Annotated in this window: 11 protein-coding genes; 3 read left to right on the forward strand and 8 right to left on the reverse strand. The window is 58.8% G+C overall.

The window, feature by feature from the left end; genetic code table 11:
• Positions 1-241: 241 nt before the first annotated feature.
• Positions 242-694: a hypothetical protein gene (locus JOD69_RS15690; RefSeq protein ID WP_086133440.1), complete on the reverse strand. Its 453-nt coding sequence runs from the start codon at positions 692-694 to the stop codon at positions 242-244.
• A gap of 252 nt (positions 695-946) precedes the next feature.
• Between JOD69_RS15690 and JOD69_RS15695 the strand changes: the two genes are divergently transcribed.
• Positions 947-2,014, forward strand: coding sequence for a hypothetical protein (locus JOD69_RS15695; RefSeq protein WP_205780975.1), 1,068 nt, complete (start codon positions 947-949; stop codon positions 2,012-2,014).
• 205 nt (positions 2,015-2,219) lie between these two features.
• On the opposite strand, the gene JOD69_RS15700 is transcribed toward JOD69_RS15695, so the two are convergent.
• On the reverse strand, positions 2,220-2,642 hold the full coding sequence (locus tag JOD69_RS15700) for a glycine zipper family protein (protein ID WP_077730818.1): 423 nt from the start codon (positions 2,640-2,642) through the stop codon (positions 2,220-2,222).
• Between the two features lie 318 nt (positions 2,643-2,960).
• Here JOD69_RS15700 and JOD69_RS15705 point away from each other — a divergent pair, with 318 nt between their 5' ends.
• Positions 2,961-3,560 carry an OmpA family protein gene (locus JOD69_RS15705; RefSeq protein WP_086133441.1) on the forward strand — a complete coding sequence of 200 codons (600 nt, stop codon included), beginning with the start codon at positions 2,961-2,963 and terminating at the stop codon, positions 3,558-3,560.
• A gap of 119 nt (positions 3,561-3,679) precedes the next feature.
• Here the strand turns inward: JOD69_RS15705 and JOD69_RS15710 are convergent, their stop codons facing one another.
• From JOD69_RS15710 to JOD69_RS15725, 4 genes are all read right to left on the reverse strand, one after another.
• On the reverse strand, positions 3,680-4,549 hold the full coding sequence (locus tag JOD69_RS15710) for an OBAP family protein (RefSeq protein WP_245245630.1): 870 nt from the start codon (positions 4,547-4,549) through the stop codon (positions 3,680-3,682).
• A gap of 329 nt (positions 4,550-4,878) precedes the next feature.
• Complete coding sequence (locus tag JOD69_RS15715) at positions 4,879-5,328, reverse strand: cache domain-containing protein (protein WP_077730820.1); 450 nt, start codon at positions 5,326-5,328, stop codon at positions 4,879-4,881.
• A 335-nt stretch (positions 5,329-5,663) separates the two neighbouring features.
• Entirely contained in the window at positions 5,664-6,797 is a 1,134-nt protein-coding gene (locus JOD69_RS15720; RefSeq protein WP_086133442.1) for a GNAT family N-acetyltransferase, read from the reverse strand.
• Positions 6,798-7,469: 672 nt separating this feature from the next.
• Positions 7,470-7,778 (reverse strand): hypothetical protein, encoded by a 309-nt coding sequence (locus JOD69_RS15725; protein WP_077730822.1) that lies wholly within the window; start codon positions 7,776-7,778, stop codon positions 7,470-7,472.
• 402 nt (positions 7,779-8,180) lie between these two features.
• Here JOD69_RS15725 and JOD69_RS15730 point away from each other — a divergent pair, with 402 nt between their 5' ends.
• Positions 8,181-10,202, forward strand: coding sequence for a PAS domain-containing sensor histidine kinase (locus JOD69_RS15730; protein ID WP_086133443.1), 2,022 nt, complete (start codon positions 8,181-8,183; stop codon positions 10,200-10,202).
• Positions 10,203-10,385: 183 nt separating this feature from the next.
• Here JOD69_RS15730 and JOD69_RS15735 read toward each other — a convergent pair whose 3' ends face one another.
• Positions 10,386-10,568, reverse strand: coding sequence for a hypothetical protein (locus JOD69_RS15735; protein WP_077730824.1), 183 nt, complete (start codon positions 10,566-10,568; stop codon positions 10,386-10,388).
• 996 nt (positions 10,569-11,564) lie between these two features.
• A complete protein-coding gene (gene aqpZ / locus JOD69_RS15740) occupies positions 11,565-12,317 on the reverse strand; it encodes an aquaporin Z (protein ID WP_077730894.1) in 753 nt (250 codons plus the stop codon).
• Positions 12,318-12,449 lie beyond the last annotated feature (132 nt).

The raw sequence follows: 12,449 nt of genomic DNA on the forward strand, positions 1-12,449 counted from the left end.
CGGCGCCGTCATCAGTGGCGCGCCAGGCAGTGCCATTACCGACGCCGCTGTCGTGGTCGTCCACCATAACTGCGACTGTAGTATTAGAGCCTATCTCAGTAGGCCGTTCGCTCTGAGCCCTTCGACGGGCCTGTCCTGAGCCCTTCGACTTAGCTCAGGACAGGCCCGTCGAAGGGTTTGGGACTTACTGGCATAGGCTCTTAGCTCTGAGCCCTTCCACCCGCTCCGAGATTCGAAGCTTCTACGGCTCGGAACCCGAAGATCGAGCCATCATCCAGATCAGCATCTCCTCGCTAACATCGTCGGCTGCCGCTGATTCGGGTGATTGCTGAGTAACTAATGATTCCGCCTTCCGCAATTGCAGGAGGTGCTCGACGGCCTCGTTGATCGTCATTCGCTGTTCCTTGGCCAGCTTGGCCAAGGCGGCGTAGGTGCTTTTCTTGAGGCTCAACCGCTGCAAGTTCTCCGAGCACCGGCGCTGGTTCAGGGCGTTCTGCAGGCGTTTCCAGCCGGTGTCGTTCAGATGGCGTCCAATCCACGCGTTCAATTGGTGGTGATCCGAACAGAGATCGAGCTGTTCGGCTGCGACGCAATCATGAGTTACTAATATTTCCGGCGCCTTATCGGGTTCTGTGAGCATACGCCGCAAGTAACTCAGCGCCGCCGCGTATTTTTCCGGTTTGAGTCCGCGCATGGATAGCCCTCATTAGTTACTCATTTTTATGGAAACATTCCAACTGAAGCCGTGAGTTCAAATTTGTGAGTAACTCATGAGTATTAAGACCAAGTTCGGATGAGAGGTCAATCCTCCGCTTAAACAGGGCAGGGAAAAAACGGCCTTCGTGGCTGTCGTATAAAGAATGGCGCAACGGGCGCCAAAATCGGGCTAATCCGCCGTATCGTGCTGTGGAGAGCGACCGAATACGAGCACAGGGAGAACGATATCATGGACGGTTTCAGCGTGTTGCGAAATATTGGCGGAATGCTATTGACTGCCGGGCTGGCCATCTTGAGCGTGGGCGCGGATGCCGAAGCGGAGCGTCTACCCGCCTACGGCGTCGATCTTGAACAGACCTCGGTCTCGGGGATTTCCTCGGGCGCTTATCTGGCGGTGCAGTTCCATGTCGCCCATTCCGGTATCGTCCGCGGCGCCGGGGTCATCGCCGGCGGACCGTATTACTGCGCCGAGAACAACTCCGGCAGGGCAACACGGAACTGTATGAAACCCGATGAAACCCATCCTGTCCCCGATGCCGCGCATCTCAAGAATCTTACCGACCAGCTTGCGCAGTCCGGTGCCATCGACGATCCCGTTCAACTTCGGGCCGACCGGGTGTGGTTATTTTCCGGTACCGAAGATCGGGTCGTCGAACAGCCGGTGATGGACGCCTTGTTTCGTTATTACCGGTCTTATGTGGGCGATGACGGGATCGTCTACAAGAAAGACCTGGACGCAGGGCATGCCATGATTACGGAAACCGACGGAGCCGCCTGCTCCTATACGGGGCCTCCGTTCCTCAACGACTGCGACTACGATGCGGCAGGAGCTCTGCTGGCTCACATCCATGGGCCGCTCGAACCGCCCGCCGCCGAGCCCGGCGGGCGTTTCGTCGCGTTCGATCAGAACGAATTTCTGCCCGACCGGAAGGCCCACGATCACAGCATGAGCGATTCGGGGATGGCGTATATTCCGGATTCGTGTAATACCAGGCGTTGCCGGGTGCATGTCGCCTTCCACGGCTGTTTGCAAAACGAGGATAAAGTCGGCGACGCCTTTTACCGGCAGGCGGGCTACAACCGCTGGGCCGACACCAACGATCTGATCGTCCTATATCCGCAGACGGAAGCGCGCTATGGCTGGGGATGGCCGTTCTGGACTTTGAATTTCGTATGGAATCCCAATGCCTGTTGGGACTGGTGGGGGTATGACAGCGCCGATTATCACACCAAGAACGGACCGCAGATCGAAGCGATTCGGGGCATGCTCGATAGACTGGCGGAAACGCGGCCGTGACGATGGGCGAGTGTATTATTAATCAGGCCCGTAAATACCCACCTGGTATTTCGGGCCGCCGCCCAGGCCGGTACACGCCCGGCCTGGGCTCACGCGGCTTGTCGCCGCGCCGGGGCATCCCTGCCCCGGATTAACCCGGCCTATATTTATAGGCCGGGTTAATAAATCTTCCAATCATCGGCTTTCTGAAGGGAGAACCCGACGATCAGTCCCAACCGACGACGTCGTAACCGCGTTCCTGCAAGCATCGGTTCACGAACGACTGATAAGCGGGATCCGGCCCCGAGCGGCCGAACATGGATCGAATCAGCCCTGCCGCCGCGCCGCTCGCGGCGCCAATAGCAGAGCCGGCGCCGGCCGACCCGACCACAGCCCCGCCGACCGCCCCGGTCGCCGCGCCCATGGCGGCGCCGCCTACCGTGTTTCTGGCGGCCCGGCCGGCGCCGGTTGCGCGAGAGTCTGCGCCGGCCGCTTCGGCCAAGGACTTGCACTCGGCGATATCCTGATCGGCGGCAACTTGTCCTACATTCTGAAGATGCTCGTTGGGGTAGAGTACCGGTCTCGCGGTGGCGCAGCCGCCCAAAGCCGTCACCAGCGCGAGAACGATCAATCCAGCGGCGGGTTTCATACGTTATCCTCCATAGTCGGGCATTCCTTGCGGACCCAATGCGCTTTCTCGCCGTCCGTCATCTTTAGAGGGAGACAGTATTGTCGGTGCTTAATTCCCTTTCATTAAGGTCCCGCAATCGCGTCTCGAGACCGAATGGGAGTGTTCATGATTGTCGGATGATTCTTCCCATCACTTGGCGGGCAACTACGAGCCCCTGAAAAGGTCTGAACACAATGTAAGCCCTTGAAACGAATGTTGAAAGGAGATGCCGGAACGGTTGACCGATGTCGGCGATGTCCGACGATCCATCGAATACCGAGGTGACAGGAGGTTGTTATGAATAGGCGATGGCTTGCAATAGGCTTGTGCTCATTGATGGTGGTGGGCTGTGCGACCGATCCGCACACTGGTGAGAAGCGTCCGTTGGGCAAAGTCGTGGGCGTGGACCGCTCGGGACGAGCGATACGGCTGGCGCTCGAGGATGCCGGTGTAGAGGTGCAACGTACCACGGAAAACACTCTCGACTTGGATGTCCCGTTCGCATTCGGGTCCGCCAGCCTGACGCCGCAGGTGCAAAGCACGCTGAAATCGGTGGCCTCGGTTCTGAACCAATACCCTGAATCAACCGTCACCGTCACCGGACATGCCGACGACATCGGCTCGGACAAGGGCAACCAACGGCTCTCCGAGCAACGTGCCGGCACGGTAGCGGGTTACCTGACATCCAACGGAGTGAACGCCGCCCGCATTTCGCAAGAAGGCATGGGGGAGAGAATGCCGAAAACCGCGAGCACAGACGAGGCCGTCCGGGCGCAAAACCGGCGCGTGGAACTGACGATCGTAACCCATCGAGACGTTGGGAAGGAGACTTCAGCGCGTCCGCCTTCGGAAAGTCCGGCCGCGCCAAGGACTTATCCGCCGTCGGGAAGCGAATGAGTTATTCCTGCTGAACGGCTTGGCTTGTGGCTGAAGGGCGGTGAAGCCGGAGCGACTCGATCCGCCTCACCGCTCGTGTGAAGGCTCTCTGCGTACGACGGACGCTTTCACGCTTACGGTCAATTTCTGTCTGATAATCGGCCGTCCGGGTTCTTTTTTCTGGACAGCTTACTGTTCTTGTTTATAACGCCCGGAATGGATTTGGTCGGTCTCGGGAACTTCTTTTTCAAAACGTCTACGCCGCTTTGAGGTTTGGCCAAGGGAACAAGATCTTTTCGGTTGAGGCGTTCCTGAACGATGTCGGTCCCCATACGCCGGTCCCGCTCTTCGACCAAGCCGGGTAACGCCTCGCCGTCGCGATTGAACGACCATTCCAGGACAGGGCCGCCCAGAGGCATCCTGTCGCCGCGTTTTCCGAACGGCGCCGAGTTCCAGACATGCCAGGTCTTGCCGTAGCTGTTCATTTTTCCTCTCATGAGTTCTTTCTCGGCTGCGTCGGGTATCCCCGGCGCCGTGAGCTGGCCGGAAAGGATCTCGTAATTGTGGGGATGCCAGTATCTCTTTTCCTGCGCGGGCAGAGACTCGAACAGCGTTTCCGAGATGATGTACTCGATGCCGATCAGATTGGCGTCGGCGGTGTTGCCGTCGAACAGCACGCACTGGGCAAAGTCCTCGTTGACTTGCCGGCAATAATGATGCGCCTCCATCTGATGGGATGGGTCCCTCTTGGCGACGTGGAAACCCGATAGATAGATATCCATCGGACGCAGGGGCGATTGGGTTTGCAGCATGGCAGCCCCGGATTCGAGCGCTCGGGTTTTTGTGGTTTTTTCCCGTCCTTCGGGTTGCACGCCGGGGGGCTTTTTCTTCGTGCTTTCACAGCCGGATATCACGGCTGCGAGTCCGAGCGCTGCGAGTATACCAATAGCATTGCCCAATGCCGGTTTGGCCATATTGTCCCTCCCAAAGAATTCGCCGATAACCCCCATGGGATTGTTCCTTTTCCCTCCGGATGGCAACAATAAGTGAATATACCTAAGATTGATATTTAGCCAGCGGCTTTTCACTGTCTGATCAGCTATTCGTCTCCGTCGCATGCCTGACATGCGAATGCCAGCGTCAGATAGGAAAGAAGTACGTCCGCAAAAGCTCGTAACAGAAAATCTTGCCTGCGCCGCAATGGCTTAGCCGGCCAGGAGGGACCCGCCTTGGACAGGCGCTTGCGGCCCCATCCAAGTTCCTCGCCCTTTGTGCTAGGTGGCGACCCCCATAGAGACGGCATGGCACGCTCTCCTTTCGGCGAGTTTGAGGCGACTCTTTATTGCTTGTAATAACCGACTCCACATACCTGGTCGTCCACCTTGGTCACGTAGCTCACTTTCGGAATCGACTGGGTGCCAGGAGCGCGCGGCCACACATAGGTCACTTCCTTGATCTTGCCTTCCTCCGCGATCTTGAACATTTCCGTGCCGAAGGGTTTGCCGTTCTGATCCTTCATCTCCTTGAGGTTCGTGCCGACTTCCGTTGGGTGGGCGGTAATGCGGCCATCCGGGCCGGCGCAGAACGGATAGAGGTCGCGATCCCGAAAACCGGCCTCGGCTTGGTTGAACTTGGCCAGAGCATCGGCCTTGTCCTTCTTGAGCTCGGCGACAGCCCTCTCCAGCATGGCACGGGCTTCCGCGGCAGTGCCATATTCCGCGGCGAAGGCGGCGCTCGATGCGATCGAGCCACTGAACAATGCTACGTATCCTAGGTGCTTGAGTTTCATAAGTCCTCTCCTTGAGTGGATAACGAAAAAGGCCTCTTGAGACTGATTGAAACGGCCGGTCACGTTTAGAGACCGATTGGTATGAGGGTTATCCCTGAGCGCATGCACCAGATCTTTGACCGGTTTACTCAAGAGGACGCACCGAGCCAAGCCGCCGAGATTGACCACCATCTCGTGAAACCAATCGATCCGAGGCTCTCACGCAAAGCGCGGGTAAAGCGGGCAGGACATTCCGTGCCCACCTTGCTCGGCTGGAACACGCGGGGTAGCGGCCACGGTACCCATCCGCACCTGTCTTGGGGGAACGGTCGTGGAGGATCCGCGGTGCGATCTGCCTACCAGGGCTCCGGAGAGTTCACGTCCCAGGCATCCCCATCGGCATCGCCGAAGGTGAGATACCAGTTGCCAATGCTGGAGACGAAAGACCGCTCAAACTGCTGCTCCCACTTGCAGGCCATAAACGGCTCCGGTGTGCGTGCCCGCAGGAAGCCGGTGCGCCTAAGCTGTCGGATGAACGGTGGGTAGGTGCACATGATCTCCGCACAATCCACTCCGCTTCGCTTGAAATCCTGGAGGCACTGGTTCAGCAATCCCTCGAACGCTTCCGGCTCTCGAGGATCCGCGAGTATGTCGAGGATTTGGCCGCGGAGACGGTCCCCCGTTTTCGCTCGCTTGATCACGGCATACCCGCAGAGGGTATCCTGGTTATTGAACGCAGCATACCGCCGGTAGTTACTGAACGGACGCTCGACGAATTTCCAGTTGAGATACCAGTGGTCCCGGACGACCATCAGTCCGAAGGCGGGAGACACCCTAGAGAAAAACTCATCGAAGCGCTCGTCGAAATGCATCATGGGGATGATGGCTATCCGCCGCGGTATTCTGGCGCGAAGGGCGAGTTCCCCCACCCGAAGCGCACTCCGGGCCAGCAAAGAGAGTGTGGTGCGGGAAATGCGCCCGCCGACCCGTTGCCGGATGAAGGGTGCCGGATCGAGTATCTTGAAGTAGGGATAAAAGTCCGGGACGGGAAGCCATCCGGCCTTGAGGTAGAGGTGGCGATTGGGCTCGTTGAACCAGAGGGCACCGGCGAAATCGGTGGTCTGTTCGGCCACGCCACGAAGCAGGACCTTTCCGAGCCCCTTCCCTCGATACGCCTTTGCCAGCAGGTCGTCATGCGCCAGATATCCCGTCATCTGACGGCCTCTCAGAGAAAATCTGAGCGGCATGTGTCCGTGCATGCCGACGACCTGCCCGCCGTGAGTGAGGAGATAGTAAGGCGTACGCCCCTCCCGGAACGGATTCCTCTCGGTCAGCCATCGGAACAGGATCTGCCTCTTCTCGATGTGGTCTTCGTCGAAGCGTTCCCGCCACAGCCGGACAATGCTTTCCAGATGCATTTCCTGGGCGCCGCTGCCCAGATATGGTTTCACGGACAGATCCACGCTGGCGAAATCTTGACTAACGGCCATTTTGCTCTCCTTCCTGGATGAGAAATGGGAAATCCAATCGGCTTGGCCACCTATTCGGCCGATGATGCGCGCGAGGCCATGTGCTTCCATTAAGCGCGATAGGTCTGGACTGACATTTAGAGCTACCCTTCGGCTTCACTTGAAACGGCAGACGCCGGGAGCATGCGATTTATCCGCTCCTCGGTCTTCGTAGACGGCTAGGTCGAGAATGAAAGCGTCCTTGATCATCTGTCGCTCCCTGCCCAGAGCTCGGGCATCTAGTTGATCGCGGTCGTCTTCACCTGCTCCGAACGCCTCGGTCCACGGCTCGAAACGCCAGCCGAAGCGAAACGATGCCTTTTCTTATCGGGTTAGGCGTCACGATCTGGGCGGCGTCCTTTGCTTATCCATAGCGTCCTTTGGAACAAGTGTCGGCGGCCGGTCCCGCCGATCAGACCGACCCGTCAATCGAAGCGGGTGCTTGGTCGGAAAAGAACGAAGCCAGAACCCGAACGGCTAGCTGGGGCGGCGGTTCGGCCGGCCGGCTCGTCCTCCGGCGCGTGTCCCGTGGGAGCCCCATTAGACCGAATCTGATTCAGCCACAAAATAAGTACAAATCCTTGTCTCTCTGATAAGCCTTCGTAACAGACCAAGAAATCCGGCCGGAACCGGGTTCTGGCCGTGGAGCGAGGCTTATCGGTCGAACGTCTCCACGGTAATGCTGATTGCGGTAGTTGCGCCGAGCAACCAAATGGAATCCGTCATCTCGCCATGCTCACGAATCACCACGTCAATCGCGCTATCCAACTGCGCTTGGGTATCGCAGGCCCCGAGCGAGATGCCTTTCTCGAAATACCTGACGCCATGATGATCGGCCACGGGTTCGAGCCAGTAATAGCCGGGGCCTTCGAATTGCGCGTGCAATGGCGCCCTATAGCAGCCGGCGTCATACCAGATACCGCCGACCCTGGCTCCATCGGTTCTGACCGTAATGGTGTTCATGACATTTACTCCTTATGAATTGGTGGACCGCTTTTCTGAGTCCGATTGATTTTTGACAAGCGCTCTTACCGAACGTTGGGTGCTTTTTCCAAAGCCATTCGGGTGAGAGTACAGATAAGTATCCGATAGGCGCAGCTCCGATTCGGCTGGGTGAAATCCGATCACGCGGGCTGCCGGCTATCCCGCCCAAGGTTTGCTCTGGAAACATTCCGGCAATGGCCGTTCGTGAAGTTCAATTTTTTGAGTCCAATCCCCGGCGATCAGTGCAACCGTGGCCTTGAAACGAGTCTAAGGAGAACTTTTCAGTCCGCCGCCGCCTGGGGGAAGAACGGTACCCGTTGGGTGCGGCGGAAGTGGCTGGGATGCCCATGACGTTACTTAAGAGGAGACGGGGATCCCAGAATGACCACCATCAAAGACTTATCGGATGCCAAGCTTCTTCATAGCCTGGCAGCGTGCCGGGACTGCAGCGACGTCCAGCGGCTTCGAAACGAGCTGACGCGGACGATCCGTGAACTCCAGGCACAGGTGCGGGAATTGGAGGCCCAGAACCGCGAACTTCAGGAGGCCCAGCGGGCCCTTAAACGGTCCCGCAACCGCTATGCCGAGCTCTATGACGGGGCGCCGATCGGCTATGTGAGCCTGAACTCTGAGGGGGTGATCCGAGACATCAATATGGCCGGGGCGACAATGCTCGGCCGGAAGCGCACGCATCTGGTGGGCTCTCCCTTGCGCCGCTACGTGGCTCCCGAAGACCAATCCACACTTCTAACGCATCTCAAAGGCTGTCTGCAGCAGGACCAAGCCGTGGCGGAGCTGACCCTTCTAACATCAACGGGAGACCGCCTCGCCGTCCAGCTCGCCAGCCGGAAAACCTTCACCCATGACGCGGAGGAGGTCCGGTATTTGACGGCTCTCACCGACCTTACCGAGCGGATGCGCACAGATGCCTTGCAGCGCCAATGGGCGGCCATCGTGGAGTCTTCCGACGATGCCATACTCGGCAAGACCCTGGATGGAGTCATCACCGGCTGGAATGCCGGCGCGGAGCGGCTGTTCGGCTACGCCGCGGACGAAGCCATCGGCCGCCCCATCAGCTTCATCATTCCGCCCGAACGGCAGGCGGAAGATCTGGAGATTCTCATGAAAATCGGCCAGGGCCAGCGGGTTGATCACTATGAGACCGAGCGTCTCGGCAAGGACGGCCGAAGGATCGCCATCTCGCTCACCGTCTCGCCGCTGCAAGACGAACAGGGCCGAATCATGGGCGCGTCCACGATTGCCCGCGACATCACCGCGCGCAAAGCGGCCGAGCAGCAGCTCAAGGAGCGGGATGCCTTCGCCAAGAAGGTCCTGATGTCCTCTCTGAACGGCCTCTACATCTACGATGTGAAAGCCGGGCGGGATGTCTTCATCAATGCCCAGTGCACCGAGCTGACGGGCTATACCCTCGAGGACCTCCAGAGCCTGAGCGGGAAGGACTTTTTCAATCTGTTTCACCCTGACGACCAAGGCCGCATCATCGCCCATTTCAAGGCCTTGCTCGACACGGCCAATGGCGAAACACTGGAAATCGAGTACCGGATCAGAACCGCTGACGGCCGTTGGATCTGGTGTATTTCGCGAGATGGGGTGTTCGCCCGCGAGGCCGACGGATCGGTCCTGCAGATCATCGGCACCTTCCTGGACATCACCGAGCGCAAGCGAGCCGAAGAACTGCGCCTGGAATACGACCGCCGGAAGGATGAATTTCTGGCGATGCTGGGGCATGAGCTCCGCAATCCCTTGATGCCGATCCGGAATGCCGTCCACATCCAGCGCAAATTCGGCGCATCGGAGCCCAAGTTGATCTGGGCCTGTGAGGTGATCGACCGTCAAGTCACCCAGTTGATCCGGCTGGTGGACGATCTCTTGGATGTGTCGCGGATCGTCCAAGGCAAGCTGGCACTGAAAAAAACGCCGGTGGAGCTCGCCGCCGTGATCGCCCAAGCCGTCGAAACCGCGCGGCCCTTCGTCGAGGCGCGGCGCCACGCCCTCACCATTTTCATCCCGGAAGACCCGATTCAGGTGGAGGGGGACAGCGTGCGCCTGGTTCAGGTCGTGTCGAACCTGCTCAACAACGCAGCAAAGTACACCTCGGAAGGCGGTCGGATCTGGCTGAGCCTAACTCGGGAGAACGGCGAGGCGGTCGTTTCGGTTCGGGATACGGGCGAAGGCATACCCGGCAAGTTGTTACCTCACCTCTTTACGCCCTTCACCCAGGCCGAGCGCACCGTGGACCGCGCTCAAGGCGGGTTGGGGCTCGGTCTGACCATCGTCAAGCGCATCGTAGAACTGCACGGCGGGTGGGTCGAAGCCGAAAGCGGAGGCTCCGGCCGAGGGAGTGAATTCATCGTGCGACTGCCCCTTTACCCCGATGTTTAGAGAAAGACAGACGCATGGCACCGTTCCGTATTGAATCCGCAGTTTGAAACCTCAGGCAGAGGTTCGGTAATCCCGACTTTTCATGCCTGCCGATCAAGTGATGGAAAATCCGGCCGTAGCCCGACCATAGGTCTTGCAGCTCGGGCTTGCCTTCGAGCCGACACTCGTTATGGATTGGCACGATCAGTCGATGGAAGCCACACCGTCGTGTAGCGCCAGGCATGCGCTGCAACCGCAGTCCTCGCCATCGCAGGGATCGGTACACTCCGCCGTGCACGTACAGGCGTGCGGCTGGGTCATGTACTTGGCTTGATACAAGCCGTTGGGCGGGTATCGCTTTTTCCCTTCGTCGGTCGGACCGTTCATGCCTCCTCCACAGTCTCCACAAAGGTCGATAACTTAGGCCCAGCGGGGTTTTCTGACTATCCGTAAGGTTCCATACCGAGAGTCGTTCGCTCGGCAACCGCCATGCCTTTGGTCTTGACTGTTATGGCAGTCATCACCTGCTCCGTTTGCTTAAACTCGGGAGAGATCGATACTGATGCAGCGTTCGACCCTAGAGCATTTTCCGATTCGGTGTCAGAGCGCCCGACAGGTAGGTCGGCAATCCCTTGCCGACCTACCGGCGCCGGAAAGCGGGCTTGGCCGAGAGAGGGAGAACATTGAGAGCGTCCCCCGACGGGATCGGCCAAACTCGGTGAATGCAAGTTGGAGGCTTAGATCTGTTGCCGGATGGGTTTATGGCCTGCGGGAGCCGGTTTCAATCAACTCCTATTCCAGATCGCTTTCGATCAGAAATTCGTGTTTTGTAGGGTGGGTTAGGCGCCCATCAGCACTGACCGACCGCCGGTCACTGCACTTCGCGTGCGCGTAACCCACCGAGCGACTTCCAATCGGTGGGTTACGCGGAGCCTGTCCCGAGCCCTTCGACGATGCTCAGGACAGGCTTGTCGAAGGGCCTGTCCCGAGCGGAGACTAGGGGCTAACCCACCATCGATGGGTTTCGCTTCGCTATACCCATCCTACGATGAATATTCACTCGAATGCCGAATGGAATTACATGCGAACGGAAACCGCTCTAATTCCGGTGCGGCTTCACCCGTGTTTGAATAAGCTGGGGTGCTGCCTATGGTGGGTTGTGAACCGGTGGATCTCCGCTAAGCTGAAGATTAACCTCGATGTCAGTCCAGACCTGCGGGGATACCCGGCTCCGGCCGGGTTTTTTTATGGTTTTCGGAGATGAATCGTCCCATGAATCAAAGCAAACGGGGATGGAACCGGGGCAACATCCTTGTGCGCCCGGCTGGCTTTAGAACTGTGCCGAAGTCAGCCCGAGCCGTCCGATTTTTGGGCCGCCTGCAGCTATGGAATCGTCTTTGGTCCCCGGGTTGCGGCGGCCGCCTGCCAATCCTCGCGATGGATGGTTGCCGACAACCAGCGGTGGACCAGTCCGGCGAGAACGGCTCCGATCAGGGGGGCGACCCAAAAGAGCCAGAGCTGGACTAGCGCCCAATCGCCCACGAACAACGCGGGGCCGGTGCTTCGGGCCGGATTCACCGAAGTGTTGGTCACCGGAATGCTCACCAGGTGAATCAGGGTGAGGCCCAAGCCGATGGCCAGCGGCGCGAACCCTTGAGGAGCGCGCGAGTCGGTGACGCCCAGTATGATCATGAGGAACATGAAGGTCATCACGACTTCCGTTAAAAAGCCCGCGCCCATGGAATATTCTCCGGGCGAATGTTCGCCGTAACCGTTGGCGGCGAATCCCGCGGCGACATCGAATCCGGCCTTTCCGCTCGCGATCAGATACAACACGCCGGCGCCGAGGATCGCGCCGAAAACCTGAGATGCAATGTACGGTGCTAGGTCGGACCCCGGTATGCGGCCTCCGGCCCAAAGACCGACGGAAACCGCCGGATTGAAATGGCCGCCGGAAATATGGCCCACGGCATAGGCCATGGTCAGCACGGTCAAACCGAATGCCAGGGATACGCCGAGCAATCCGATTCCGACATTCGGGAAGGCGGCGGCAAGAACGGCGCTGCCGCAGCCGCCGAAAACCAGCCAGAACGTTCCGATAAACTCCGCTGTACAACGTCGATAAATCGACCACATGATCAGTCCCTCCAAGGTTTTTTTTTCAAAACGAGCCGATTTCCGTTCCCGCCTCGAAAGCGGGACGAGCGGTTACCTTTTTAGATCGCGGTTCGACCGCTAACTCACAGCATCCGACGAAAAATTTTCAGC

This window comes from Methylocaldum sp. RMAD-M, from assembly GCF_017832375.1.
Classification (GTDB): domain Bacteria; phylum Pseudomonadota; class Gammaproteobacteria; order Methylococcales; family Methylococcaceae; genus Methylocaldum.

What these genes read in the sequence shown, in the direction of transcription:
- JOD69_RS15690 (WP_086133440.1), bottom strand. Translation starts at nt 694, where the DNA reads ATGCGCGGACTCAAACCGGAAAAATACGCGGCGGCGCTGAGTTACTTG.
- JOD69_RS15695 (WP_205780975.1), top strand. Translation starts at nt 947, where the DNA reads ATGGACGGTTTCAGCGTGTTGCGAAATATTGGCGGAATGCTATTGACT.
- JOD69_RS15700 (WP_077730818.1), bottom strand. Translation starts at nt 2,642, where the DNA reads ATGAAACCCGCCGCTGGATTGATCGTTCTCGCGCTGGTGACGGCTTTG.
- JOD69_RS15705 (WP_086133441.1), top strand. Translation starts at nt 2,961, where the DNA reads ATGAATAGGCGATGGCTTGCAATAGGCTTGTGCTCATTGATGGTGGTG.
- JOD69_RS15710 (WP_245245630.1), bottom strand. Translation starts at nt 4,549, where the DNA reads ATGGGGGTTATCGGCGAATTCTTTGGGAGGGACAATATGGCCAAACCG.
- JOD69_RS15715 (WP_077730820.1), bottom strand. Translation starts at nt 5,328, where the DNA reads ATGAAACTCAAGCACCTAGGATACGTAGCATTGTTCAGTGGCTCGATC.
- JOD69_RS15720 (WP_086133442.1), bottom strand. Translation starts at nt 6,797, where the DNA reads ATGGCCGTTAGTCAAGATTTCGCCAGCGTGGATCTGTCCGTGAAACCA.
- JOD69_RS15725 (WP_077730822.1), bottom strand. Translation starts at nt 7,778, where the DNA reads ATGAACACCATTACGGTCAGAACCGATGGAGCCAGGGTCGGCGGTATC.
- JOD69_RS15730 (WP_086133443.1), top strand. Translation starts at nt 8,181, where the DNA reads ATGACCACCATCAAAGACTTATCGGATGCCAAGCTTCTTCATAGCCTG.
- JOD69_RS15735 (WP_077730824.1), bottom strand. Translation starts at nt 10,568, where the DNA reads ATGAACGGTCCGACCGACGAAGGGAAAAAGCGATACCCGCCCAACGGC.
- aqpZ (WP_077730894.1), bottom strand. Translation starts at nt 12,317, where the DNA reads ATGTGGTCGATTTATCGACGTTGTACAGCGGAGTTTATCGGAACGTTC.